Here is a 24,684-nt window from a genome sequence, read left to right on the forward strand (position 1 = left end):
ATTATGTTAGCTATTATTTCCCCCGCTAAAACCCTTGATTTTGAAACTAAAATTGAAGGATTTGCATTTTCTCAGCCAAATTTGACCGCTTGTAGCCAAGAGTTAATTGATATTTGTAAAAAACTTTCACCTGCAGAAGTAGCCGGTTTGATGTCAATTAGCGATAAGCTGGCAGCCCTTAATGTGGCACGTTTTGCTGATTGGCAACTTGTACATAATGAGAAAAATGCTAAAGCAGCACTTTTTGCTTTTAAAGGGGATGTGTACACCGGTTTAGAAGCAGAGAGCCTAACTAAAGCACAAGTGGAATATGCACAATCTCATCTAAGAATGCTTTCAGGCTTATATGGTTTACTAAAACCGTTAGATCTCATGCAGCCGTATCGTTTGGAAATGGGGACAAAATTAGCTAATCCGAAAGGAAAAGATCTTTATGCTTTTTGGGGAAATACCATTACCGAGCATTTGCAACAAGCTATTGATGAACAAGGTGATTCTATTTTAGTTAATCTTGCTTCAGATGAGTATTATGGGGCGGTAAAACCTCAAAATTTGAATGCAACAATCGTTAAACCTATTTTTTTAGATGAAAAAAACGGTAAATATAAGGTAATTAGCTTTTATGCTAAGAAAGCCCGCGGTATGATGGTGCGTTTTATGTTAGAGACACAACCTACCAATATTGAACAGCTTAAAGCCTTTAACTATGCTGGTTATTGGTTTGATGAAACCAGTTCGACGGCAACAGAATTAGTCTTTAAGCGGGAAGAACAAAATGAGTAAAATTTTATGTGTCGGGCGTATTAAATACGCCCCTTTAATTTTAGCTGTTTTGTTGGCAGGGTGCGTTGCTCCTCGTTCACATTTTGCTGTACCCGAAAAAGTGAGTTTCCGACAACAGACCTATGTGAAGGTTACCTCAAATCAAATTGATGAGATGCAGCATTTGCTTTATTTGCCGGAAAACAGCAGTAAAAATTCTGAACAATGGGATAAAGGAATTTTATTCTTTCTGGATAAGAATACGGCCCGACAAACCTTAGCACAGCGTATGGCTTTCCGCCAATCAAGCTTTGCTAAACAGTCTGATATGCTGACAAAATTGAGCATTGAGCATAATGAACTGCAAAGTAGTGTGATTTATCCACCCACTGAGCGTTATCAGAATGTGATGCTGGAAGTAACCCGTGGTCGTAATTTAGATTGTGGTTATGCACAAATTCAGTTTTCAGATAAACGAGCACTATCCAAAGCGCAAATTGCAAAAAAATCCCTAAATTTGACCGCTTACACCAAAGAAATTGCCGATTTAGCCCTAGCTTTTAAGCAAATGGCGTGGCAAATTCAGTGTAAAGCCTAAAATGTAAAAATAATATGAGAGAAAATTATAATAAATTAGTCAGAAGAGCTGCCAATTTAGCGATTATTGTGGCAGTTTCGTTGATTATTATAAAAGCCTTTGCTTGGTGGAAAACCGGCTCAATTTCTATTTTAGCCGCGATGACAGATTCTGTTGTGGATCTGTTTGCCTCACTTACTAATATTTTAGTGTTACGCTTTGCTCTACAACCAGCCGACGAGAATCACGCTTTCGGACACGGCAAAGCAGAATCACTTGCTTCGCTTGCACAAAGTGCCTTTATTTCTGGTTCTGCAGTTTTTCTATTGTTGCAAGGTTTTCATAAACTGACAGATCCTGAATTAATAGAGCAGTCTCATATTGGCGTAATAGTGAGTCTTATCTCAATTGTAGTAACTGTGGGCTTGGTGCTTTATCAACGCTATGTAGTGAAAATGACTCAAAGTCCGGCAATTGAGGCGGATTCACTACATTATCAAACAGATTTATTGATGAATGCGGCAATTTTAGTGGCAATGCTGCTAAATGGCGCAGGTTTTATTTATGCTGATGCTATTTTTGCCATCGGAATTGCGCTTTATATTGCCCTAAGTGCGGTAAAAATGTTTTGGTCTTCTGTACAAACTTTATTAGATCAATCTTTGCCTGATGAGGAAATTGAGTTAATTAAAAGCATTGCCTCAAAGCATCCTAATATTTTAGGTATTCACGATATTCTGACTCGCCGTGCAGGAGCGGTGCGTTTTATTCAACTGCATTTGGAATTAGATGATCATCTGACTTTACTGGTTGCTCACGAAATTACTGATAGCTTAGAACAAAAATTATTGAACGCATTTCCGATGTCAAAAGTGATTATCCACCAAGAGCCAACTACAGTAGTTAAGCAAGAACTTGCAGATATGGCGGAGAATATCTGATGTATCAAGCGATTGTCCATTTCAGCTTTAAAAACTTTGAGCAAGACCCGATAACGTTAATTAGTCAAATTTTAAATCAATGGCTATATAACGGGCAGGTTATTGGTAGAGAAATGCCGATTACTTTTCATCAGCATAGCTTTCAAGTTAGAGTTTGCATACCTGAGCAAGAGAGTTTAATGCCAATTTATAACAGTAAGGAAGTTAATGAAGCATTAAAACAGGCAGAAGGTGTAGGCATAGAATTTGAGGGTTTTGAAATTGTCGGACGAGATTATCAAGCAGATGAGACAAGCGATAATCTCAATCCGGCTTTTCAGATTTTATATACTACACATTTAGATACCTGTTCACCGCTATATGATGGCGCAAAATTTGCGCCAATTCCTTTATATCGCTTAGAGGATCAAGTGTTGAGCGAGGCATTATTAAATTGGCAACAAACTTGGCAGGCGTGCGATCAGCTACAAATGAACGGTGGAGTGCTGGAATCTCAAGCACTAAAACAGATTTGTGATGAAAAAAGTGAACTGACTCAGGTAGGCTTAAATCTATGCAAACAAATTGAGGAAAAAACAGCTATTCCTACCTTTTATTATTTGTATCGCTTAGGTTCGGACGAATATGAAGAGCATCATAGAAAATGTCCATCTTGTAAAGGGGATTGGAAATTAGCTCAGCCCTTACATGATATTTTCCATTTTAAGTGTGATAGATGTAAGCTTATCTCAAATTTAAGTTGGGAAATATTATAATTTATAGTTATAACAAAGGAATAAATTATCTTGAAGGTATGCTGTAAGCGTAATAAGCTTATAGCATTTTTTATTGGGGTGTTTTGGAGACTCTATGCTTATTATTAATTTAATCGTTTTTACAGCCATTTTATTATTACTGGCTAAAATTTATAAATCCACTCAAAAACTGGGGCAGACAGTTTTTATTGGCTTAATTCTAGGTCTTGCAAGCGGTGTTTTTTTGCAAACGTTTTACGAAAAATCTGCTATTGAGGCAACATTAGACTGGGTGAATTTAGTTGGTAATGGTTATGTACGTTTGCTACAAATGATTGTAATGCCATTAGTATTTATTTCAATTTTATCTGCGATCACTAGGCTAAAAGCGGTTGGTGCTTTAGGAAAAATCAGCTTTAGCGTTTTATCGGTATTATTAGTAACGACTGCGATTTCTGCAGTAATTGGTATCGCTTTGGTATATCTGTTTGACTTATCTGCTGAAGGGTTAGTAGCAGGTAGTCGTGAACTTGCGGCACAGGAGAAAGTGATAGGACGTGCTGAGCAAGTGAGTAATTTATCTATTCCTACCATGTTAGTCTCCTTTATTCCGAAAAACCCATTCTTAGAGTTAACCGGAGCAAATCCAACATCTATTATCAGCACGGTTATTTTCTCTGCTTTATTAGGTTTGGCTGCCCTCAGTTTGGGTAAAGAAGATAAAGATTTAGGTGAGCGCATTGCACAAGGTGTAGAAACATTAAATAAACTAATTATGCGTTTAGTCCGTTTTGTAATTCGCTTAACACCTTATGGTGTGTTTGCATTGATGATCAAAATGGCGGCAACCTCTCAATGGAGCGACATTGTTAATTTAGGGAGCTTTATTGTTGCATCTTATATTGCTATGGGCCTAATGTTTATTGTTCACGGTATTTTATTATTGACTGCCAAAGTAAATCCTTTTGATTATTATAAAAAGGTATTACCAACTTTAAGTTTTGCTTTTACGTCTCGTTCTAGTGCCGCGACTATTCCTCTGAATATCGAAACACAAACGAACAAGCTGGGTAACAATAGTGTTATTGCTAATTTTTCAGCAACTTTTGGGGCGACCATCGGGCAGAATGGTTGTGCAGGGATCTATCCGGCAATGCTTGCGGTAATGATCGCACCAACGGTAGGGTTTGACCCATTTAGTGTAAACTATATTTTCACGCTAATTCTTGTTGTGGCTATTTCATCTTTTGGAATTGCTGGCGTTGGTGGCGGGGCGACTTTTGCAGCCATTGTGGTACTATCCACATTAAACTTACCGATTGAATTAGTAGGCTTGCTCATTTCTGTAGAACCGATCATTGATATGGGACGTACAGCTTTAAATGTGAATGGAGCAATGGTGGCGGGTACTTTAACCAATAAATGGGTTAAATCTTAATACACCTTATGATAAAAATGGGCGATTGATTCGCCCATTTTGCATTTTAAAATGCCAAAAATTATTCAATCCATTCAATGACTTCTTCGACTGGTTTACGCGATTTTTTCTTAATGTCTTTGTCACGATAGCCGAAGGTAACCATGCAAGAAATACCGTATTCGTTAAGATCAAATAATCCTTCATCGGCTAGAATCTGATTGACTGTATCGTAATGGAAGCCTTCTATTGGACATGAGTCGATGCCGATTAAGGCAGCTCCCGTCATCATATTTCCCAATGCAATATAAGTTTGTTTGCTACTCCAATCAAATAAAGTCCGTTCGCTTTCTAGAATTTTCATATCTTCTAATTGAAAGCTTTTATAGCGAGCAATTGAACCGTCAATCTGCTCTTGGGTTAAACCACGTTTAGTAAGAGAATCTCTTAAATATTGAGAATCGTAACGGACATTCTTTTTCGCTAGAATAATGACTAAATGGCTCATTTCTTCCATCGGGTGTTTAATTCCCCAAGAAACTGGTGCGATTTTTTCACGAATAGCCGAGTTTTGTAAAACTAAAAATTTCCATGGCTCAGATCCAACCGAACTTGGTGAAAGACGACCCAGCTCTAAAATATAATCCATATCTTCTTTACTGATTTTTTTATCTTTGTCGTAATGACGACACGCTGAACGGAAATGAAAGGCTTCTAAAACTTGTTGCTTTGTAATATTAAACATGATTTTTCCTTCGTATAAATAACAAAAAGTGATTGTTATGATACTCCGATTTGAATAATAAAGCGAATTTGGTTGGGTTGTGATGTTTTTTGCAAAAAATAGAGAAATATGACCGCTTGTTCACAATTTCTTTACCTTACAAATCAACAATTTAGCGTATCTGTTGATTTACTTTTTTATGATAACGTATTATTATGCCAGCAATTTTAATCAGTAAAATTTTTAGAGGATAGAATGCACAACTTAGAAAGTTTAGTAGCACAGGCAGTTGAGGCAGTAAATGCAGCAAATGATGTTGCCGCATTAGAAGCAGTAAAAGTAGAATATTTTGGCAAAAAAGGACATTTTACCGCATTAATGCAAGGTTTGCGTGATGTACCGGCAGAAGAGCGTCCGGCAGTTGGTCAGAAAATTAATGATGCGAAACAAATTGCACAAGATGCACTGAATGCCAAAAAAGAAGCATTAGAAACAGCAGAGTTAAATGCTAAATTAGCTAATGAAAGTATTGATGTCTCGCTTCCGGGGCGTAAAACAGAATTAGGTGGCTTGCACCCTGTGTCTATCACCATTGAGCGTGTCGTGAAATTCTTCTCTGAACTAGGCTTTACTGTAGCAAACGGCCCTGAAATTGAAACCGATTACTATAATTTTGATGCGTTAAATATTCCTGCTCATCACCCTGCTCGTGCCGATCATGATACTTTCTGGTTTGATGCAAAACGTCTACTTAGAACCCAAACTTCCGGTGTGCAAATTCGTACGATGGAAAATGTTAAACCACCTATCCGTATTGTTGCTCCGGGCCGTGTATATCGTAACGATTATGACCAAACTCACACCCCGATGTTCCATCAAATCGAACTACTTTATGTGGATAAGAAAGCCAACTTTACCGAATTAAAAGGTTTGATTCACGATTTCTTAAAAGCTTTCTTTGAAGAAGATTTACAAGTGCGTTTCCGTCCATCGTTCTTCCCGTTCACAGAGCCTTCAGCAGAAGTGGATGTAATGCGCCAAAACGGTAAATGGTTAGAAGTGTTAGGCTGTGGTATGGTTCATCCGAATGTATTACGTAATGTAGGAATCGATCCTGATGAATATAGCGGCTTTGCAGTTGGGATGGGCGTTGAGCGTTTAACTATGCTTCGCTACAATGTCACGGATTTACGTTCATTCTTCGAAAATGACTTACGTTTCTTAAAACAATTTAAGTAATGTGGTGTAAGTATATTAGATACAAGCGGTTATATTTAAGAAAAATTTTGCAAATAAAGGATAGAAATAATGAAATTTAATGAATCTTGGTTGCGTGAATGGGTGAGTCCAGCCATTAACACAGAACAATTATGCGACCAAATTACAATGTTAGGCTTAGAAGTTGATGATGTAGAAGCCGTTGCAGGCCAATTTTCCGGTGTAGTGGTGGGCGAAGTGGTTGAGTGCGCTCAGCACCCGGATGCCGATAAATTACGTGTTACCAAAGTGAATGTGGGCGGTGAACGTTTATTAGACATTGTGTGTGGTGCGCCAAATTGTCGTCAAGGTTTAAAAGTTGCTTGTGCAGTAGATGGTGCCATTTTACCTGGCGATTTTAAAATCAAAAAAACAAAGTTACGCGGACAGCCGTCAGAAGGTATGTTATGTTCTTACTCTGAGTTGGGCATTAAAGAAGATCATAGTGGCATTATTGAATTGCCTGCGGATGCACCAATCGGTCAAGATTTCCGTGATTATTTGAATTTAAACGATGTTGCGATTGAAATCAGCTTAACACCAAACAGAGCGGATTGTTTAAGCATTTCTGGTATTGCTCGTGAAGTAGGTGTGATTAATCAAATCGATGTAAACGCGCCTGTGATTAATCCTATAGCGGCTACCATTACTGATAAAGTGTCAGTAGAATTACATGCACCTGAAGCTTGCCCACGTTATTTATCTCGTGTGGTGAAAAATGTAAATGTTAAAGCGGCTTCTCCATTATGGTTACAAGAAAAATTACGCCGTTGTGGTATTCGTTCTATCGATCCTATCGTAGATATTACTAACTTTAGTTTATTAGAACTCGGTCAACCGATGCACGCCTTTGATGCTGCAAAAATTGATGGCAATATTCAAGTGCGTATGGCGAAAGACGGCGAAGAATTAGTTTTATTGGATGGTAGCACGGCTAAATTACAAAGTAACACGCTTGTAATTGCAGATAATAAAGGTGCTTTAGCCATGGCGGGAATTTTTGGTGGCGAGGCTAGCGGTGTGAGTGAAAACACGAAAGATGTAGTTTTAGAAGCCGCATTTTTTGCTCCATTAGCAATTACAGGTCGTGCGCGTCAATACGGTTTACATACCGATGCTTCTCACCGGTTCGAACGTGGGGTTGACCCGGAATTAACACGTAAAGCAATGGAACGTGCAACAGCATTATTATTAGAAATTTGTGGCGGTGAGGCTGGTGAAATTGTTGAAGCAGTCAGTGAAGCAAATTTACCAAAACGTAATACTGTCACGCTGCGCCGTAGTAAATTAGATTCAGTAATTGGTTATCATATTGAAGATAAGACTGTTACCGACATTCTAACTCGCTTAGGTTTAAATGTAACATTTGTTGATAATGCCTGGACTGCTATTGCTCCAAGCTGGCGTTTTGATATTGAAATTGAAGAAGATTTAATCGAGGAAGTGGCTCGCATCTATGGATACAATAGTATTCCAAATAATTCACCGCTTGCGCATTTAACAATGAAAGGCACACCGGAAAAATTATTAGAGGCAAACCGTATCCGTATGGCGTTGGTGGATAGTGATTACCAAGAAGTTATTACTTATAGCTTTGTTGATCCGAAAAAACAGGCATTATTACACCCGAATCAAGAAGCATTAATTTTGCCGAACCCAATTTCAAGCGAAATGTCGGCAATGCGTGTTTCATTATTAACCGGCTTACTCGATACTATCGTTTATAACCAAAGTCGTCAGCAAAATCGAGTGCGTATTTTTGAAGGGGGCTTACGCTTTATTCCGGATAATGATGCCGAATCTGGTGTCCGACAAGAATATGTATTTGGAGCGGCTATTGTAGGCGATAAACGTCCTGTTCATTGGGAAAATAAATCTGAGGCAGCAGATTTCTTTGATTTAAAAGGTGATATTGAGCGCATTTTATCGCTAACATCTGTTCGTCATGACTTAGAATTTGTTGCAAAGCAGTTCTCTGCGCTACATCCGGGGCAATCAGCCGCTATTATGCTAGACGGCAAAGAAATTGGTTTTATCGGTACGGTTCATCCATCAATTGTGCAGAAATTAGGTATTAAAGGTAAGCCGATTGTATGTGAAATCTTAGCAAGTGCTATTTCTGAACGTCCTGTTGCACAAGCGGGCGAAATTTCCCGCTTCCCTGCAAATAATCGTGATATTGCGGTTGTAGTAGATGAATCAACGCCTGCCGGTGAGGTGTTAAATGCTTGCCGTAAGGCAGCAGGTAGCCAATTGGTTGCATTAAATTTATTTGATGTTTACCGTGGCGCCAACTTAGATGCCGATAAGAAGAGTTTAGCTATCAGCTTAACGGTACAAAATACCGAGAAAACATTGGAAGAAGATGAAATTAACGCTGTTGTTCAATCTGTGCTAGATGAATTGGCAAAACGCTTTAATGCTGTACTTCGTGATTAATCAAAAAATAAATGCGGTTGAAGGCTTTTCAACCGCAAGATTGATAGTGAATAAAGGATAAATTATGACACTGACTAAGATTGAGATTGCAGAAAATCTTATTGCGAAATATGGTTTGGAAAAACGTATAGCGAAGCAATTTGTTGAGTCATTTTTTGAAGAAATCCGATCATCGCTTGAGCGTGGAGACAGCGTGAAATTATCAGGTTTCGGTAATTTTTTACTTCGAGAAAAAAAATCCCGTCCGGGACGAAATCCTAAAACCGGAGAAAATGTTGCGGTTTCTGCTCGTCGAGTGGTTGTTTTTAAAGCCGGCCAAAAATTGCGTGAGCGTGTTGAAAATGCAAACACGCAAACTAAGTCAGAGGCTTAATTTATTAGCAATCATTCGAGTGTTATTTCTTTCATATAAAGTGATTGTAACGGAGTATATATGAAATTAACTAAAAAATGGCTTTCCTTGGGAATTTTGCTCACCTCTGTGTCTATTTTATCTGCCTGTTCCAGTTCAGATACGGTAAATAAAACAAGATCGGGAAGTCGGGTTTCTCATTCAAACTATCACTCGGATTTATCTGATCCAATCATGGCGATCAGTCGATTAAGTGAACATCAACATGAATGGAAAGGAACGCGTTATCGCTTGGGTGGCAATAGTAAATCCGGTATAGATTGCTCGGGGTTCATGCAGGTGACGTTCAGAGATTTATTCGGTATTGATTTACCAAGGACAACTACTGCACAAGCAAAAGAAGGCGAACGAATTTCGAAAAGTGAGTTACGAACAGGTGATCTTGTCTTTTTTAATACAGGTCGTGGGCCAAATGGAAAACATGTTGGTGTTTATGTTAAAAATGGGCAATTCCTACATGCTTCAACGAGAGGTGGTGTAATTTATTCGGATATGGAGTCGCCTTATTGGTCAAAAGCATTCTGGCAAGCTCGCCGTTTATGATGTTATAAGGAGAAATAATGCTGAAAAAAATCGGACAAGCGGTTATTTTTGGACTTTTTTGTGCAATTTTAATTTTGTTTGTTGCTCCTTTGGTTCAGCATAAAGGGAGTTTTTTCTCATTTTCAGCGTTAAAACAATCTGGTATCACAAGTTATAGTTCTGCAGTTAAAATTGCTTCACCTGCTGTAGTTAATGTTTATAACCGTAATTTTAGTTCTGAAAACTCGTCCTTTGAGATTAAAAATTTAGGCTCAGGGGTTATTATGAGTAGCAATGGTTATATATTGACTAATAAACATGTGATTCAAGATGCCGATCAAATTGTGGTAGCCTTACAAAATGGATTAATCTCTACAGAAGCTAGGTTAGTGGGGGATGATTCATTAACTGATTTAGCGGTATTAAAGATAGATGCTGAAAATTTACCAACAATTCCTCAAAATGCTGAACGTAAAGTAGAAGTTGGCGATGTTGTCTTAGCGATTGGTAATCCCTTAAATTTAGGGCAAAGTATTACTCAAGGTATTGTGAGTGCGATTGGTCGAAATACTCTAACCGAGAGTGGTAGACAGAATTTTATTCAAACGGATGTTTCTATTAATCAGGGCAATTCAGGCGGTGCTTTGATTAATAGTGCAGGGGAGCTCATTGGTATTAATACATTACGTTTAGGTAAAAATACCAATGAACTTTCTGAAGGGTTAAATTTTGCCATTCCAATTAATTTAGCTAATCAGATTATGCAAAAAATTATTAAAGATGGTCGTGTAATTCGTGGCTATTTTGGCGTAAGTACTGATTTAATTGATGCGGCTAAAATACAGGGTTATGAAAAAGGAGTTATCATTGCCGGAGTAAGTGAGAATGGGCCTGCTGCGAAAGCCGGTATTCAGTCTGGCGATTTAGTACTTAAAATTGGTGATGTTGAAGCGCTGTCTCCATCGCAAATGATGGAGGCTTTAGCAGAAATGAAACCTTATAGTACAGTGAAAGTGATCGTTCAGCGTGGAAATCAATTATTGAATTTTGATGTTACTATTAGTGAGTTACAAGCCCAATAGGTAAAAAATAAAATGGAAAAGATTGTTATTACGGTAGATGGTCCAAGCGGGGCCGGGAAAGGAACATTATGTCACGCACTGGCTGAAAAATTAGGGTTTGATTTTTTAGATTCAGGAGCTTTATATCGTATTACGGCATTAAATGCAGTCAATAAAGGTATTTCCTTAGAGGATGAAGAGGGTCTTGCTGATGTTGGGCGTAATCTTAATATTCAATTTTTGCCCCAAAATGGCGAAATTAGTGTAATTCTTGATGGGGAAAATGTGGGCGACCAAATTCGTACTGCACAAGCGGGTCAAAATGCCTCAAAAGTTGCAGCTTTCCCTAAAGTAAGAGAGGCATTATTAGCGCGTCAGCGGGCATTTAGCACTGAGAGAGGTCTAATTGCTGATGGTAGAGATATGGGAACGGTTGTCTTTCCAGATGCAAAAATCAAACTGTTTTTGGACGCAAGTGCACAAGAACGAGCAAAAAGACGTGTAAAACAGTTGCAAGAAAAGGGATTTAATGCTAACTTTGACGAGATTTTAGCCGAGATTAAAGAGCGTGATTTTCGAGATAGAAATCGTGAAGTTGCTCCCTTAGTTCCGGCTAAAGATGCGTTATTGTTAGATTCAACGCATTTATCTATTGATGATGTGATCAAACAGGCTTTAGATTATATTTCTCAATATATTAAATATTAGTTTTGTCGGCCTTACATAGGATTTGTTTGGCTTTTATTACCAACCCCGTTTAGCAGGATGCTAGATGGATGTTTATTTTTAAGAAGATTTATTATGTCAGAATTATCGTTTGCTCAACTACTTGAAGAATCATTTGCAGCTACACCTCGTTTAGGTGATGTTGTTAAAGGTACTGTTGTTGCTATCCAAAAAGGTTATGTTATTGTTGATACAGGTTTTAAATCTGAATCATCAATTCCTGCTGAAGAATTTACAAATGCTCAAGGCGAACTTGAAGTTCAAGTTGGTGATGAAGTTGATGTTGTTCTTAAAGCAGTAGAAGATGGCTTCGGTGAAACAGTTGTTTCTCGTGGTGATGCAAAACGTAACGAAGCTTGGATTGCTTTAGAGAAAGCATTTGAAGAACAAGCTACAGTTATCGGTTTTGTTAATGGTAAAGTTAAAGGTGGTTTCACTGTTGAATTAAACGGTGTGCGTGCATTCTTACCAGGTTCATTAGTTGATACTCGTCCGGTTCGTGATTCTTTAAACTTAGAAGGTAAAGAGTACGAATTCAAAGTAATCAAATTAGACCAAAAACGTAACAACGTGGTTGTTTCTCGTCGTGCTGTAATCGAAACAGAAAGCAACCAAGATCGTGATGCTGTATTAGCTAACTTAGTTGAAGGTTCTGAAGTTAAAGGTACAGTTAAAAACTTAACTGACTACGGTGCATTCGTAGATTTAGGTGGTGTTGACGGTTTATTACACATCACTGACATGGCTTGGAAACGTGTTAAACACCCAAGCGAAGTAGTTAATGTTGGTGATGAAGTTACTGTTAAAGTATTAAAATTTGACAAAGATAAAACTCGTGTATCATTAGGCTTAAAACAATTAGGTCAAGATCCATGGGCTGTAATCGCACAAAACCACCCAGTAAACAGCAAATTAAGCGGTAAAGTAACTAACTTAACAGATTATGGCTGCTTCGTTGAAATTTTAGACGGCGTTGAAGGTTTAGTTCACGTTTCAGAAATGGATTGGACAAACAAAAACATTCACCCATCTAAAGTGGTTAATGTAGGTGATGTTGTTGAAGTAATGGTACTTGAAGTTGATGAAGAGCGTCGTCGTATTTCATTAGGTTTAAAACAATGTAAAGCAAACCCTTGGGAACAATTCGCTTCAACTCACAACAAAAACGATAAAGTATCAGGTAAAATCAAATCAATCACTGATTTCGGTATCTTCATCGGTTTAGAAGGTGGTATTGATGGTTTAGTTCACTTATCAGACATTTCTTGGAATGTTTCTGGTGAAGAAGCTGTTCGTAACTACAAAAAAGGTGATGAAGTTGAAGCAGTAGTTCTACAAGTTGATGCAGTAAAAGAGCGTATCTCTTTAGGTATCAAACAACTAGAATCTGATCCGTTCACAAACTTTGTTGACAGCACGAAAAAAGGTGCAATCTTAACAGGTAAAGTTGTTGAAGTTGATGCGAAAGGCGTTAAAGTGGAATTAGACGGTGGTGTTGAAGCATTCATCCGTGCAAATGAAGCAACAGCTGAGCGTGTAGAAGACATCACATCAGTAATCTCTGTTGGGGATGAAATCGAAGCAAAATACACAGGCGTTGATCGTAAGTCTCGTGTAGTAAACTTATCTGTTCGTGCGAAAAATGAAGCTGAAGAATCAGCTGCAATTGCTCAAGTGAACAAAGAAGAAGTTGCGGTACCTAATGCGTTTGCTGAAGCTTTCAAAGCAGCTAAAGGCGAATAATTAGTCGCAATTAACTAAAAAATGGGTATGTGTTAGCATACCCATTAAACTTAGAAGCAATTTTGAATATTTATTGGGTCAGTAGTTATTCAAAATTGAATTTGAGTTTTAATGAGGAAAATATGACTAAATCTGAATTAATTGAGAGTTTAGTATCTAAAAATCCTACTTTGCAGAATAAAATGGTAGAAGATTGTGTAAAAGAAATTTTAGAGCATCTTTCGCTGACTTTAGAAGAGGGTGGGAGAGTCGAGGTTAGAGGATTCGGTAGCTTCTCATTACACTATCGCCAGCCGCGTTTAGGGCGTAATCCCAAAACAGGGGATAGTGTGCCATTATCTGCAAAATATGTTCCCCACTTTAAAGCAGGTAAAGATCTAAAAGAGAGAGTAGACTTAATTTAAGTCTCATCTAAACCGTTCAAATTATAGTAGGGAGATTATATGGTTAAGTATATTCTAGGTGTTTTAATTGTGATTGCAGTTATTATTGTAGCAATTACAATTGGTGCTAATAATGATCAACTTATCACCTTTAATTATATTGTGGCACAAAGTGAATTGCGTTTATCTACATTAGTGGCTGTCTTATTTGGACTAGGATTGATTTTAGGCTGGTTAGTTACAGGCATTTTCTACTTAAAAGTTAAGTTGCAAAATATCGCACTTACTCGCCGTGTAAAACGTCAAGCACAGCAAATTGCTGAAATTACTACTCCTAAGGTTGAATAACCAATGCTTGAATTATTGTTCCTTTTATTGCCTATTGCCGCGCTATATGGTTGGTATATGGGGCAGCGTAGTGCAAAAAAGGATCAAGAAAACCTCAATAATAAGTTTTCTCGTGAATATGTTACGGGGTTAAACTTTCTTCTTTCTAATCAACAGGAAAAGGCAGTTGATCTTTTCCTCTCTATGTTACAAAAACATGAGTCTGAAAATCAAATTTTAACTGAATCCCAATTTGAAGCCGAATTAACATTAGGTAATCTTTTTCGTTCAAGGGGAGAAGTTGATAGAGCATTACGTATTCATCAAGCTTTAGTAAATAGTCCGGATTATTCATTTGAACAAAAATTACTTGCCAAACAGCAACTGGCAAAAGATTTTATGATGGCAGGTTTTTATGATCGGGCTGAAAATTACTATATTGCTTTAGTTGATGAACCTGAATTTGCTCCTCACTCATTATCGCAGCTGGCTGTTATTTACCAAAAAACACGAGAATGGAAAAAAGCGATCAATGTTTCTGAGAAGCTACTAAAAATTATACCTGAAACAGACAAAATACCACTTTCTCACTACTACTGTGAATATGCTCAAGCGATTAAATTAGAAGATAAAAATGCATTTATTGAATCACTAAATAAATCGTTAGAATATTACCCACAATCGACTCGTGCCTCAATGATGCTAGGCGATTTCTATTTGGAACAAAAAGACTACTACCAAGCTTTGGAGTATTTTGAAAAAATATTGCAACAAGACCCTGATTATATCAGCGAAGTACTTGGTAGAGTGCGTCAGGCTTATTTGGCACTGAACGATCCAAATAGTTATGAATTGTTTCTGATTAAAGCAAACCAAGTTAAACATAATAGCAGCGTAGATCTTGCACTAACTGAATTTATTGAAGAAAAAGATGGGGTACATGCAGCACACGCTAAGTTATATCAGCAATTAAGTGCTTATCCAAATTTAATTACCTTCCACCGGTTTATTCGCTATCAGGCAGATTGTGCAGAAGCTGGAAATGGTAAAGAGAGTTTATTATTATTGCACAACATGGTAGGTAACCAAATTAAACGGAGTTTTCAGTACCGTTGTTTAAATTGTGGCTATCAAGGGTATCGTTTAATGTGGTATTGCCCCTCTTGCCGTCAATGGGAAAAAATTAAGCCGATACAAAGTATCGAGGGAATTATTTAATTTATTAAGTTAAGGAGTTCAGAATGAACAATAAAGTCATTGTAGCTTTAGATTATGAAACAGAACGCGAAGCTCTTGAATTTGTTGATTTAGTTGATCCATCACTATGCCGTTTAAAAGTCGGCAAAGAGATGTTTACTACACTAGGCATAAATTTTGTGAAACAATTGCATGAACGTAAATTTGATGTATTCCTTGATTTAAAATACCACGATATTCCAAATACTGTTGCCAGAGCAGTACGCTCAGCGGCGGATTTAGGCGTGTGGATGGTAGATTTACATGCTTCCGGTGGCTTAACCATGATGGAAGAGGCAAAAAAAATCCTAGAGCCTTATGGTAAGGATGCGCCATTATTGATTGCGGTAACTGTATTAACCAGCATGGAAGACCTGGATTTATTACAAATTGGTATTAATGCTTCACCAATGGAGCAGGTGATTCGTTTAGCGCATTTAGCTCAACGTGCAGGCTTAGATGGCGTTGTCTGTTCACCACAAGAAGTGGATATGTTACGAACCCATTGTGGTAAAGATTTCAAACTCATTACTCCGGGTATTCGACCTGAAGGTGCAGATTTTGGTGATCAACGTCGAGTAATGACGCCTAAACAAGCGGTTGAAACCGGTGCTGATTATTTGGTGATTGGCCGTCCTATTACTCAAGCACAAGACCCGTTATCTGTTCTAAAATCAATTAACCAATCTATTAACAGCTAAATTAAATTGAATTTTTAATTAAGGCGGAAATTTTCGCCTTTTTGTCTATTACAAGCGGTAATATTTTAAGGAAAATTTGCAAATGACATTAGTCTATTCCACAGAAACAGGCAGAATTAAGCCTGAAACAGTAAAAGAAGAACGCCCTAAAGGAGATGGCATTGTGCGTATTCAACGCCAAACCAGTGGCCGAAAAGGGAAAGGTGTTTGTGTAATTACCGGTCTTGATTTAGATGATAAAGGTCTAAACTCCCTAGCCTCGGAACTTAAGCGAAAATTAGGCTGTGGCGGTTCATTTAAAGACGGAATAATTGAAATTCAAGGTGATAACCGTGATTTAATTAAACAAATTTTAGAGCAGAAAGGTTTTACAGTAAAACTGTCCGGCGGTTAAAAAAGAGAAAAAACAAGGGGAATCTATAGATTCCCCTTTGGCTTATTTAAAGATGATATCATTTTTCGGATCGAATTTATTTGCTTCAATGACTTTATTTTCTTCGAAGAATTTTTTCAGCATTTCAGCATCAATAAAGCCGGTATTCACATAAGTTGGATGTTTTTTCAATAAAGGATAACCATCACCGCCGGCTGCAACATAGTCTGGAAGAGAAACTTTATAGGTCTTATTCGCGTCAAAAGGTTTTCCACCAATTTTGACTTCGGAGATAGTTTTTGCAGCACGATCTACTGTCATAGAAACTCCAGCGAATTGAGGATAAGCGCCCGTATCTACTTCTTTTAAAGCAATTGTTGTTAACGTATCCAATAACTCTTGGCCTTTTAAATCTACTGTTGCAATCATATTGCCGAAAGGCTGTACTGTTAAAATATTTTTATAAGTCACGACACCTTCTTCAATTGAGGTGCGGATACCACCGGAATTCATAATGCCGATATCAGCTTTCACTCGTTCCATTTGTGATTGTGCAATAAGGCGACCTAGATTTGTTTGGTGGAAGCGAATATGCTCACGTTTTCCGTCTAACAACCCCTTCACATGACCAACTTCAATATTAAGTTTTTGATCACCTTCATCTTGATATTTTTTTAACAACGCATAAGTAGCTTCATCAGCTTTAATTTCCGCTTGGTAAAGCTGATACTCTTTTGTGCCATCCTCTTTTTTAATTGTTTTTTTCAAATTCACCGGAATCAGCTCATATTTAACTAACTTGGTTTCTCCGTTTTTGAATTCAAAATCTGCACGGCCAACAAATTTTCCCCATTCGCCGGCTTGCACAATCCAAGTGCCGTTTTGGAAGTCTGGTTTACATTCTTCCCCTGGTGTATATTTTGCTTTGAATTGTCCTTTTTCATCGATACAAACGGTATCGTGAGTATGCCCACCAATGATTAAATCGAAAGCACCTTTGTCTAAAGTACGCGCCATCGTGACATCACCCGGCGCGTTAGTGCCATGTTTGCCATCAAAGTAATAGCCCATATGGGTTAATGCAATACGGACATCAGGTTTTTCTGTCTTATTAATTTCGGCTAATGTGGTTCTAGCAGTATCAATCGGATTTTTGAAAAATGCATTTTCTGTTACATCAGGATTACCTAATTTTGCAGTATCCTCTGTTGTTAATCCAACAACTGCAATTTTTAGTCCACCTCGTTCTAGAATAACGTAAGGTTTTACGATGGGTTTATCTGTTTTTTTATTAATAACATTAGCTGAAATAAAAGGGAAGTTTGCCCATTTTTCTTGCATAGAAAGGATTTGAAGTGGAAAATCGAACTCATGGTTCCCTAGAACCATAGCATCGTAACCGATTGCATTCATCCCCTCAATATCCGGGCGGGCATTTTGCATATCGGATTCCGGTACTCCGGTATTTGCATCGCCTGCATTGAGAAGAACTATAGAACCTCCCTTTTCTTCTACTTCCTTACGAATATTGTCAATTAACGTTTTCTGTGCAGCCATCCCATATTCACCTTTGTCACTTTGCCAGAAGTGTCCATGTATATCGTTAGTGTGTAAAACAGTAAAACGATAGGTTTTATCTGTTTCATACGCCATAGCTGACGTTGCCCCTAAGAGTGCGACAGAAAGTAATGTTTTTTTCAAGTTCATAGAATACCTCATAAGCGTTTAGATGTAGAAAAAGGTATTAGCAGAATAAAACTAATATCCAAGTAACAGCTAATAAAACCATCGACATAAATACTGCAGCAGAGCCAAGATCTTTTGCTCTGCCTGACAACTCATGGAATTCAGCCCCGATTCTGTCTACCACAGATTCAACGGCGCTATTTAATAATTCGGTAATCAATACCAAAAGTACCGTGCCGGCTAACAATACTTTTTCAATATTAGTATCGCCCAAAAAGAAGGCGAGAGGGAATAAAATTATCGCACACCATACTTCTTGACGAAATGCGGCTTCATGAATATAAGCGGCTTTTAACCCTTTCATAGAATAATGCGTTGCATTGATAACGCGTTGAAAATCTGCTTTGTTGGCTGGTTTCATAGTAAAAAGATAAGTAGTGAAAAATGATTACTATTGTACTGAAAGAATGAGGTTGTTCAAAGAAACTTATTAAGAATAAATTGAAATTTATAAAAAATGGAAAATTTTTGTGGTTTTTGCAAAAAATTTTAAAAAAATGACCGCTTGTCTATTCCATAATACTATTTTTTCCGCTAATCTGGCTAACTCATTTTTAGGTGGGTAAAGTAATTTACCCTTATTTTTTTATGTCTTACAGAAGTGAAATTTATGAGTAATTCATTATCATCAAAAATTCTTGGCGGTAATTTGGTTTTACGTATCGCTATTGGCTTAGTGTTAGGTATCGTATTGGCCTTAATCAATAAGGAATGGGCTACCAGCGTAGGTGTTTTAGGACAATTCTTTGTTAAATCATTACGTGCTATTGCACCAATTCTTGTTTTCGTTTTAGTTTTATCTGCAATTGCAAACAAAGAAGTCGGTACTGACAGTAAATTAAAACCAATTTTAGTACTATATGTCTTAGGTACATTTTTCGCTGCATTAACAGCAGTTGTATTAAGTTATCTATTCCCAACGACTCTAGAATTAGCTGCAAGCCCGGATGGTTTAACTCCTCCACAAGGTATCGGTGAAATTTTAAAAACTGTCATTTTCAACCTAGTAGATAACCCACTTGCCGCATTAAGCAATGCTAATTTCATCGGCATTCTTGCTTGGTCTATCGGCTTAGGTATTGCATTCCGTCATGGCTCTGCAAGCTCAAAAGCTTTCTTAAATGATTTGGCAAATGCGGTTTCTTTTGTAGTGAAAGTGGTTATTGCCTTTGCACCAATCGGGGTATTTGGCTTAGTTGCTGAAACTGTTGCTGTTAACGGTTTAGATGCATTTGAGGGTTATGCCCGATTATTGTTTGTATTAGTAGGCGCAATGTTATTTGTTGCACTCGTACTCAACCCTTTATTAGTATTTTGGAAAATTCGTCGCAATCCATATCCACTCACGTTCACTTGCTTGCGTGAAAGTGGCGTGACGGCATTCTTTACACGTAGTTCAGCTGCAAATATTCCGGTAAATATGAATCTTGCAAAACGCTTGGGTATTCGCGATGAAATCGCTTCAGTTGCTATCCCATTGGGTGCAACTATTAATATGGCAGGTGCGGCAATTACCGTTACCGTGTTAACTTTAGCTGCAGCTTATACTCAGGGTATTCAGCCTGATTTTGCAACTGCATTGTTATTAAGCGTAGTTGCTTCAATTTGTGCATGTGGTGCATCTGGTGTTGCAGGTGGTTCACTATTATTAATTCCATTAGCTTGTAGCTTATTTAGCATTCCAAATGATATTGCAGCACAAGTAATTGGTGTAGGTTTTGTTATCGGTGTTATTCAAGATTCTGTTGAAACAGCATTAAACTCCTCAACTGACGTATTATTTACTGCAGCAGTAAGCTATGCAGAAGATCAAAAATAATCAGATTTGAAACAAGGGCAGACTTCGGTCTGCCTTTCTTTTTGCAACTATTTTTGTGAGCTTGCTCGAAAAATTTAAAATCCTTTCTGAAAATCTTGGTATAAAACGGCATACTCAAACAAAAATTGAGTAGCTGGTATGAATTTAGACCGTTTTTGCATTTTCCTAACCTTACTTCATTTGCCAATTCTGTTTCTGCCGAAAGAATTCCTGTTTTGTGGCGTTCTATCGGGAATTTTAATTGGGTGTGTGGGTGTTTTTTATCGAGATACGCTGATTTTTTTACTTGGTTTTTTACTGTGTATTAGCTATGCTCAAGTAGACCAAATTGCAAAAAATGCAGAAAATATAACCGCTATTAAAGCTCTTAAATCGTTTGAAATTACTCAAATTTTAAAACAAACCGATTATCAAACTGCGATAGCCAAATTGGAATCAGGAGATAAAATTTATCTAAGCTGGCAAGCTGAACAATCCTTGGAATTAAACCAACATTACCGTGCTGAATTGACTATCCGTCCTATTTCAGCTCGTAGTAATCTCGGTAATTTTGATCGTCAAAAATGGTATTTTGCTCAAAATATCACAAAAACAGCAACGGTGAAAAAAGCAGAAAAATTAAATATACGCGTCAGTTCTTTTCGGACAAAGTGGCTTAATAGAGCAAAAAAACAGACAGAAGATTTAGTTACTCAAGGGCTATTATTAGCTTTGGCATTTGGAGAGCGGGCTTGGCTTAGTTCCTTCCATTGGGAAGCTTTTCAAAAAACCGCAACTGCCCATTTAATTGCGATTTCAGGCTTGCATATTGCACTTGCAATGGCATTTGGTTTTTATCTTGCTAAAGGCATACAATGGTTATTGTTGAGCTCTCGTATTCCACTATTACAGGCGGTCGGATTTTCTTATTTATTTACCAGAATATGTGGTTTCCTTTTTGCCTTTAGTTATAGTTATTTAGCGGGCTTTGCGATACCGACAGTAAGGGCATTGCTGGCAATTAGCTTTGTCTTACTGTGCCAATTTTGCCGCCGCCATTACACCGCGTGGCAATTTTGGTGGCGGGTAGTGGCTTTATTAATAGTGCTTGATCCACGCACATTACTGTCAGATAGTTTTTGGCTCTCAATTTTGGCCGTTGCCAGTCTGATTGTATGGTATCAATTCTTCCCACTTTCTCGTTTTATTCACTTTGAAAATAGAAAAGAAATCAGCAAATTTTTGCCTCAATTTAGCCGCTTGTTGCTCTCTTTATTTCATCTACAAATCGGTATTTGGTTGATATTTTCACCGGTTCAACTCTATTTTTTCCAAGGTATCTCGCCTTTTGCTTTAATTGCTAACTTAATTATTGTGCCTTTATACAGCTTTTTCCTTGTGCCTCTTATTCTATTTAGCTTGCTGAGTGATGACCTTTTTTCTACTTGGCAACTTGCCGATTTATTAAGTCGTAGCAGTTTAGCTTTGTTAGCTCCGCTCACCGATTTTTGGTGGGATTTAAGCTATAGGCAACAATGGCATTTACTTTCCGTTAATCTATTGATTTTATTGCTGGTCTACTGCAAATCTTATAACTTGCGATATCTAAAATGGTTACAAGCATTTACAGTGGCTTTGTCGCTTAATTTAAGCTTTTATTTTCCAAAGCTATTACCGCAAGCAAAAACAGAGTGGATCACTTTTGATGTTGGACAAGGTTTAGCCATGGCATTGGTTTATGAAGGTAATAAGGCAGTGCTTTATGATAGCGGAGCAAGTTGGCAATCTGCAGATGGGAGTGTGAATTCAATGGCAAAAAATGAATTATTGCCTTATTTGAAACGCCGAGGCATTTCTGTCGAAGCTATTTTCCTAAGCCACGATGATAACGATCATTCCGGAGGCATATCCGAATTGTTACAAGTCTATCCAAACGCCCGGTTTATCAGCTCAAGCCAAATCCTTTATCGTAATATTCAATCTGAGCCTTGTATTAAAGGAAAAACGTGGCAATTTGGGCAATGGCATCTGACGGCAGTTTATCCTTCACAAATTGTTAAACAGGCGAAAAATAGAGACTCTTGCATTATTTTAGCGAAAAATGACCGCTTGCAAATATTATTTACAGGGGATTCTGGCACGGAACAAGAGCGGCAATTTGCGCCAGATGTTGGCAAAGTAGATTTTCTACAAGTTGGGCATCACGGCAGTAAAAGTAGTACAAGTGAAACGTTACTGGCTATTACCCAGCCGAAAATTGCCATCATCTCTGCGGGAAGATGGAATCCGTGGAAATTACCCAATAACCAAATTGTAGAACGATTGACCTCAAAAGGTATTCGGGTACTAAATACAGCGGAAACGGGAATGGTAAGAATAAAATTTTACTCAAACAGTATTGAGATTGAGCAGGGCAGACAGCCATCTTCACCATGGTATAAGCAGTATTATTAAAAAACCCTTTGAATTAAATTCAAAGGGAATTTTTAGTTACGGTATATCATTTAATGCATTTGGGTTTTTATTGATGAACATAGCATCACCATAACTGAAAAAACGGTACTGTTTTTCAACGGCGTGAGCATAAGCATTCATCGTGTTTTTATAGCCGGCAAAAGCAGAAACCAACATTATCAGAGTAGATTCAGGTAAATGGAAATTGGTCACTAATGCATCAACCACTTTAAACGTTTTACCCGGATAAAGGAAAATGGCAGTATCAGAGAAAAATGGAGCGATTAATTTACCCTCGGATTCAGCTGCTTGAGCTGCACTTTCCACTGATCGAACAGAGGTGGTTCCTACTGCAATCACACGTTTACCGCTAGCTTTGGTTGCCAGAATTTTATCGACTACCTCTTGGCTTACCTCCGCATATTCTGCGTGCATTTTATGTGCCTCAATAGTATCAACACGCACCGGCTGGAAAGTTCCTGCTCCTACGTGTAAGGTCACAAAGGCAATATCCACGCCTTTCGCTTTTAGTTTTTCCAACATCGCATTATCAAAATGCAAGCCGGCAGTTGGAGCTGCGACCGCACCTAACACTTTACTATAAACAGTTTGATAACGTTCTTGGTCGGCATCTTCATCAGGACGGTCGATATAAGGTGGCAGAGGCATGTGTCCTGCTTGCTGTAATAAATCAAACAACGGGGTGTTCGCATTAAATTCCAGCTCAAATAGCGTATCGTGGCGGGCAACCATTTTGGCAATAAAGCCGTTTCCTTCGCCTAATTTGTCTTCACCAAAAATCAGCTCAGCTCCTTCTTTCGGGGCTTTTGAGGCTTTAACGTGAGCTAAACAACGATGTTCATCTAACACGCGTTCTACTAAGGCCTCTACTTTACCTCCACTCGGTTTACGCCCATACAGGCGAGCTGGAATCACACGAGTGTTATTAAAAATTAATAAATCGCCAGCGTTGATATGACCAAATAAATCAGTAAATTGCTGATCGGCAAATTTTCCCGTTTCTCCGTTTAAATGCAGCAAACGGCTGGCAGAACGTTCAGCTGTCGGGTAGCGAGCAATCAGCTCATCGGGCAAATCAAAATGAAAGTCTGAAACTAACACGGTTATCCTATCTCTTTAAAATCATAAAAATGGCGGTGATGATAGCATAAAAAACAGCATAGGTCAGGAATCTATGCCATTCATAAAAGAGGATTTGCAAAGTTTCGCTTAATTTTGACCGCTTGTTTTTAGCTTTTTAATCGCCCAATCAAGTCCTGAATTAAAATCTTCAGTTAAATTTGGGCGGAGTTGTTCGAGTAAGTCAATCAGTACCTTTTTATCGGGGTGGGTGAGGTTGATGTGCCCCACTTTTCTGCCGGCTCGGACTTCTTTACCATACCAATGCAGTTGTGCAAAAGGCAGGTTTAACCATTGGTTAGAATGTTCAATGCCAATGAGGTTTACCATCACGCTTGGGGCAATTTGTTGCAATTGCGGGGTTGGTAAATCAAGTAATGCACGCAAATGCAGCTCAAATTGGCTGATAGAACATCCGAGTTGGGTCCAATGGCCACTATTATGAACACGAGGAGCTAGCTCGTTAATCAGCAATTGATCGCCTACAACAAAGCATTCCATTGCCATTACACCGATATAATCTAGCTCTTGCATGACTGAACTGAGCATCTGTTCGGCTTGTTGTTGGTAAATGGCTTGATTTGGTAAATTTACATCAGAAACGGAATAACGCAAAATACCGTTTTGCTGTAAGTTGTGAGAAATCGGGTAGAAGCGAGTTGAACCATCACGGAACCTTGCCCCAACTACTGAAATTTCACCATCAAAAGGGATAAATTTTTCTGCAATCACTTCGCCGAATAAATCTTCAGTAATTTGATTAACGGATGTTTCTGTCACAATCCATTGTCCACGTCCGTCATAACCGCCAGAACGGCGTTTTACTACCACCTTTTCACCGATATTTTGGAAAATCTGTTGCCATTGTTCGGCACTTTCTACTAATTGCCACGGGGAAGTAGCTAAACCAAGTCGGTCGAGTAGCGATTTTTGTGTGAAGCGGTCTGCCAAGCAACCAAATACAGCTAAATTCACGAAATTTTTGTGATTGCCGAGCAGTTGAGTTAATGGCGTATCTGCCCAACGCTCAATTTCAGCGGTAATAATGCTGTTAGGTTCAATGTCAAACACCGGCGTATCAAAAGCAAGCGGTTTGACTTCAATATCCAATGGCGCGCCGGCGTAGCGTAACATTCTGCCAAGTTGACCGTTACCTAACACATAAATTGGGGGGTAAATGGTACTTTTTTGCATATTTATTGTTCTCGAAA

General features: G+C 38.2%; 24 protein-coding genes. 19 read left to right on the top strand and 5 right to left on the bottom strand.

Features of this window, described 5'->3' with window-relative positions; translation table 11 throughout:
• The first annotated feature begins 3 nt into the window (after positions 1-3).
• The 5 genes from yaaA (at position 4) to A4G16_RS04175 (ending at position 4,452) form a co-directional block, all read left to right on the top strand.
• A complete protein-coding gene (gene yaaA, locus A4G16_RS04155) occupies positions 4-783 on the top strand; it encodes a peroxide stress protein YaaA (protein ID WP_165888817.1) in 780 nt (259 codons plus the stop codon).
• The gene (locus tag A4G16_RS04160) at positions 776-1,360 is read left to right on the top strand and encodes an ABC transporter ATPase (RefSeq protein ID WP_165888818.1); all 585 of its coding nucleotides are present in this window, start codon (positions 776-778) and stop codon (positions 1,358-1,360) included. The genes yaaA and A4G16_RS04160 overlap by 8 nt, the downstream gene beginning before the upstream one ends.
• A gap of 14 nt (positions 1,361-1,374) precedes the next feature.
• Positions 1,375-2,280 carry a cation diffusion facilitator family transporter gene (locus A4G16_RS04165; protein WP_165888819.1) on the top strand — a complete coding sequence of 302 codons (906 nt, stop codon included), beginning with the start codon at positions 1,375-1,377 and terminating at the stop codon, positions 2,278-2,280.
• Positions 2,280-3,035 (top strand): Zn-ribbon-containing protein, encoded by a 756-nt coding sequence (locus A4G16_RS04170; protein WP_165888820.1) that lies wholly within the window; start codon positions 2,280-2,282, stop codon positions 3,033-3,035. The genes A4G16_RS04165 and A4G16_RS04170 overlap by 1 nt, the downstream gene beginning before the upstream one ends.
• Positions 3,036-3,129: 94 nt before the next feature.
• The gene (locus A4G16_RS04175; RefSeq protein WP_165888821.1) at positions 3,130-4,452 is read left to right on the top strand and encodes an L-cystine transporter; all 1,323 of its coding nucleotides are present in this window, start codon (positions 3,130-3,132) and stop codon (positions 4,450-4,452) included.
• A 61-nt stretch (positions 4,453-4,513) separates the two neighbouring features.
• On the opposite strand, the gene A4G16_RS04180 is transcribed toward A4G16_RS04175, so the two are convergent.
• The gene (locus A4G16_RS04180) at positions 4,514-5,176 is read right to left on the bottom strand and encodes an NAD(P)H-dependent oxidoreductase (RefSeq protein ID WP_165888822.1); all 663 of its coding nucleotides are present in this window, start codon (positions 5,174-5,176) and stop codon (positions 4,514-4,516) included.
• 234 nt (positions 5,177-5,410) lie between these two features.
• Between A4G16_RS04180 and pheS the strand changes: the two genes are divergently transcribed.
• The 12 genes from pheS (at position 5,411) to yciH (ending at position 16,356) form a co-directional block, all read left to right on the top strand.
• Complete coding sequence (gene pheS, locus A4G16_RS04185) at positions 5,411-6,394, top strand: phenylalanine--tRNA ligase subunit alpha (RefSeq protein WP_027074628.1); 984 nt, start codon at positions 5,411-5,413, stop codon at positions 6,392-6,394.
• A gap of 69 nt (positions 6,395-6,463) precedes the next feature.
• On the top strand, positions 6,464-8,851 hold the full coding sequence (pheT, locus tag A4G16_RS04190; RefSeq protein WP_165888823.1) for a phenylalanine--tRNA ligase subunit beta: 2,388 nt from the start codon (positions 6,464-6,466) through the stop codon (positions 8,849-8,851).
• Between the two features lie 64 nt (positions 8,852-8,915).
• On the top strand, positions 8,916-9,224 hold the full coding sequence (locus A4G16_RS04195; protein WP_165888824.1) for an integration host factor subunit alpha: 309 nt from the start codon (positions 8,916-8,918) through the stop codon (positions 9,222-9,224).
• Between the two features lie 60 nt (positions 9,225-9,284).
• A complete protein-coding gene (locus A4G16_RS04200) occupies positions 9,285-9,806 on the top strand; it encodes an NlpC/P60 family protein (protein ID WP_165888825.1) in 522 nt (173 codons plus the stop codon).
• A 17-nt stretch (positions 9,807-9,823) separates the two neighbouring features.
• The gene (gene degS / locus A4G16_RS04205) at positions 9,824-10,867 is read left to right on the top strand and encodes an outer membrane-stress sensor serine endopeptidase DegS (RefSeq protein WP_165888826.1); all 1,044 of its coding nucleotides are present in this window, start codon (positions 9,824-9,826) and stop codon (positions 10,865-10,867) included.
• 12 nt (positions 10,868-10,879) lie between these two features.
• Positions 10,880-11,554: a (d)CMP kinase gene (gene cmk / locus A4G16_RS04210; RefSeq protein ID WP_165888827.1), complete on the top strand. Its 675-nt coding sequence runs from the start codon at positions 10,880-10,882 to the stop codon at positions 11,552-11,554.
• A gap of 93 nt (positions 11,555-11,647) precedes the next feature.
• On the top strand, positions 11,648-13,315 hold the full coding sequence (gene rpsA, locus A4G16_RS04215; protein ID WP_165888828.1) for a 30S ribosomal protein S1: 1,668 nt from the start codon (positions 11,648-11,650) through the stop codon (positions 13,313-13,315).
• 122 nt (positions 13,316-13,437) lie between these two features.
• The gene (locus A4G16_RS04220) at positions 13,438-13,719 is read left to right on the top strand and encodes an integration host factor subunit beta (RefSeq protein ID WP_027074621.1); all 282 of its coding nucleotides are present in this window, start codon (positions 13,438-13,440) and stop codon (positions 13,717-13,719) included.
• Positions 13,720-13,758: 39 nt separating this feature from the next.
• Positions 13,759-14,046 carry a LapA family protein gene (locus A4G16_RS04225; RefSeq protein ID WP_165888829.1) on the top strand — a complete coding sequence of 96 codons (288 nt, stop codon included), beginning with the start codon at positions 13,759-13,761 and terminating at the stop codon, positions 14,044-14,046.
• A gap of 3 nt (positions 14,047-14,049) precedes the next feature.
• Positions 14,050-15,243, top strand: a complete 1,194-nt coding sequence (lapB, locus tag A4G16_RS04230; protein WP_165888830.1) for a lipopolysaccharide assembly protein LapB — start codon at positions 14,050-14,052, stop codon at positions 15,241-15,243.
• 23 nt (positions 15,244-15,266) lie between these two features.
• Positions 15,267-15,962, top strand: coding sequence for an orotidine-5'-phosphate decarboxylase (gene pyrF / locus A4G16_RS04235; RefSeq protein WP_165888831.1), 696 nt, complete (start codon positions 15,267-15,269; stop codon positions 15,960-15,962).
• 82 nt (positions 15,963-16,044) lie between these two features.
• Positions 16,045-16,356 carry a stress response translation initiation inhibitor YciH gene (yciH, locus tag A4G16_RS04240; RefSeq protein WP_165888832.1) on the top strand — a complete coding sequence of 104 codons (312 nt, stop codon included), beginning with the start codon at positions 16,045-16,047 and terminating at the stop codon, positions 16,354-16,356.
• 42 nt (positions 16,357-16,398) lie between these two features.
• Here the strand turns inward: yciH and ushA are convergent, their stop codons facing one another.
• The gene (gene ushA, locus A4G16_RS04245) at positions 16,399-18,042 is read right to left on the bottom strand and encodes a bifunctional UDP-sugar hydrolase/5'-nucleotidase UshA (RefSeq protein WP_165888833.1); all 1,644 of its coding nucleotides are present in this window, start codon (positions 18,040-18,042) and stop codon (positions 16,399-16,401) included.
• Between the two features lie 37 nt (positions 18,043-18,079).
• Complete coding sequence (locus A4G16_RS04250; protein ID WP_165888834.1) at positions 18,080-18,442, bottom strand: diacylglycerol kinase; 363 nt, start codon at positions 18,440-18,442, stop codon at positions 18,080-18,082.
• Between the two features lie 249 nt (positions 18,443-18,691).
• On the opposite strand from A4G16_RS04250, the gene sstT reads away from it, so the two are divergent.
• Entirely contained in the window at positions 18,692-19,900 is a 1,209-nt protein-coding gene (sstT, locus tag A4G16_RS04255) for a serine/threonine transporter SstT (protein WP_165888835.1), read from the top strand.
• Positions 19,901-20,038: 138 nt separating this feature from the next.
• The gene (locus A4G16_RS04260) at positions 20,039-22,333 is read left to right on the top strand and encodes a DNA internalization-related competence protein ComEC/Rec2 (protein WP_165888836.1); all 2,295 of its coding nucleotides are present in this window, start codon (positions 20,039-20,041) and stop codon (positions 22,331-22,333) included.
• 36 nt (positions 22,334-22,369) lie between these two features.
• On the opposite strand, the gene queA is transcribed toward A4G16_RS04260, so the two are convergent.
• Positions 22,370-23,455: a tRNA preQ1(34) S-adenosylmethionine ribosyltransferase-isomerase QueA gene (gene queA, locus A4G16_RS04265; RefSeq protein WP_165888837.1), complete on the bottom strand. Its 1,086-nt coding sequence runs from the start codon at positions 23,453-23,455 to the stop codon at positions 22,370-22,372.
• A gap of 108 nt (positions 23,456-23,563) precedes the next feature.
• The gene (gene purK, locus A4G16_RS04270; RefSeq protein WP_165888838.1) at positions 23,564-24,667 is read right to left on the bottom strand and encodes a 5-(carboxyamino)imidazole ribonucleotide synthase; all 1,104 of its coding nucleotides are present in this window, start codon (positions 24,665-24,667) and stop codon (positions 23,564-23,566) included.
• Between the last annotated feature and the right edge of the window lie 17 nt (positions 24,668-24,684).

Source organism: Mannheimia granulomatis (genome assembly GCF_011455695.1).
GTDB lineage: Bacteria > Pseudomonadota > Gammaproteobacteria > Enterobacterales > Pasteurellaceae > Mannheimia > Mannheimia granulomatis_A.

Excerpts from the sequence above, each read along its gene's own strand:
- purK (WP_165888838.1), bottom strand. The coding sequence starts at position 24,667 with ATGCAAAAAAGTACCATTTACCCCCCAATTTATGTGTTAGGTAACGGT.
- lapB (WP_165888830.1), top strand. The coding sequence starts at position 14,050 with ATGCTTGAATTATTGTTCCTTTTATTGCCTATTGCCGCGCTATATGGT.
- rpsA (WP_165888828.1), top strand. The coding sequence starts at position 11,648 with ATGTCAGAATTATCGTTTGCTCAACTACTTGAAGAATCATTTGCAGCT.
- A4G16_RS04175 (WP_165888821.1), top strand. The coding sequence starts at position 3,130 with ATGCTTATTATTAATTTAATCGTTTTTACAGCCATTTTATTATTACTG.
- A4G16_RS04180 (WP_165888822.1), bottom strand. The coding sequence starts at position 5,176 with ATGTTTAATATTACAAAGCAACAAGTTTTAGAAGCCTTTCATTTCCGT.
- A4G16_RS04220 (WP_027074621.1), top strand. The coding sequence starts at position 13,438 with ATGACTAAATCTGAATTAATTGAGAGTTTAGTATCTAAAAATCCTACT.
- A4G16_RS04160 (WP_165888818.1), top strand. The coding sequence starts at position 776 with ATGAGTAAAATTTTATGTGTCGGGCGTATTAAATACGCCCCTTTAATT.
- A4G16_RS04200 (WP_165888825.1), top strand. The coding sequence starts at position 9,285 with ATGAAATTAACTAAAAAATGGCTTTCCTTGGGAATTTTGCTCACCTCT.
- yaaA (WP_165888817.1), top strand. The coding sequence starts at position 4 with ATGTTAGCTATTATTTCCCCCGCTAAAACCCTTGATTTTGAAACTAAA.
- ushA (WP_165888833.1), bottom strand. The coding sequence starts at position 18,042 with ATGAACTTGAAAAAAACATTACTTTCTGTCGCACTCTTAGGGGCAACG.
- yciH (WP_165888832.1), top strand. The coding sequence starts at position 16,045 with ATGACATTAGTCTATTCCACAGAAACAGGCAGAATTAAGCCTGAAACA.
- A4G16_RS04260 (WP_165888836.1), top strand. The coding sequence starts at position 20,039 with ATGAATTTAGACCGTTTTTGCATTTTCCTAACCTTACTTCATTTGCCA.
- pheS (WP_027074628.1), top strand. The coding sequence starts at position 5,411 with ATGCACAACTTAGAAAGTTTAGTAGCACAGGCAGTTGAGGCAGTAAAT.
- A4G16_RS04195 (WP_165888824.1), top strand. The coding sequence starts at position 8,916 with ATGACACTGACTAAGATTGAGATTGCAGAAAATCTTATTGCGAAATAT.
- sstT (WP_165888835.1), top strand. The coding sequence starts at position 18,692 with ATGAGTAATTCATTATCATCAAAAATTCTTGGCGGTAATTTGGTTTTA.
- A4G16_RS04250 (WP_165888834.1), bottom strand. The coding sequence starts at position 18,442 with ATGAAACCAGCCAACAAAGCAGATTTTCAACGCGTTATCAATGCAACG.
- pheT (WP_165888823.1), top strand. The coding sequence starts at position 6,464 with ATGAAATTTAATGAATCTTGGTTGCGTGAATGGGTGAGTCCAGCCATT.
- A4G16_RS04225 (WP_165888829.1), top strand. The coding sequence starts at position 13,759 with ATGGTTAAGTATATTCTAGGTGTTTTAATTGTGATTGCAGTTATTATT.
- degS (WP_165888826.1), top strand. The coding sequence starts at position 9,824 with ATGCTGAAAAAAATCGGACAAGCGGTTATTTTTGGACTTTTTTGTGCA.
- A4G16_RS04165 (WP_165888819.1), top strand. The coding sequence starts at position 1,375 with ATGAGAGAAAATTATAATAAATTAGTCAGAAGAGCTGCCAATTTAGCG.
- A4G16_RS04170 (WP_165888820.1), top strand. The coding sequence starts at position 2,280 with ATGTATCAAGCGATTGTCCATTTCAGCTTTAAAAACTTTGAGCAAGAC.
- cmk (WP_165888827.1), top strand. The coding sequence starts at position 10,880 with ATGGAAAAGATTGTTATTACGGTAGATGGTCCAAGCGGGGCCGGGAAA.
- pyrF (WP_165888831.1), top strand. The coding sequence starts at position 15,267 with ATGAACAATAAAGTCATTGTAGCTTTAGATTATGAAACAGAACGCGAA.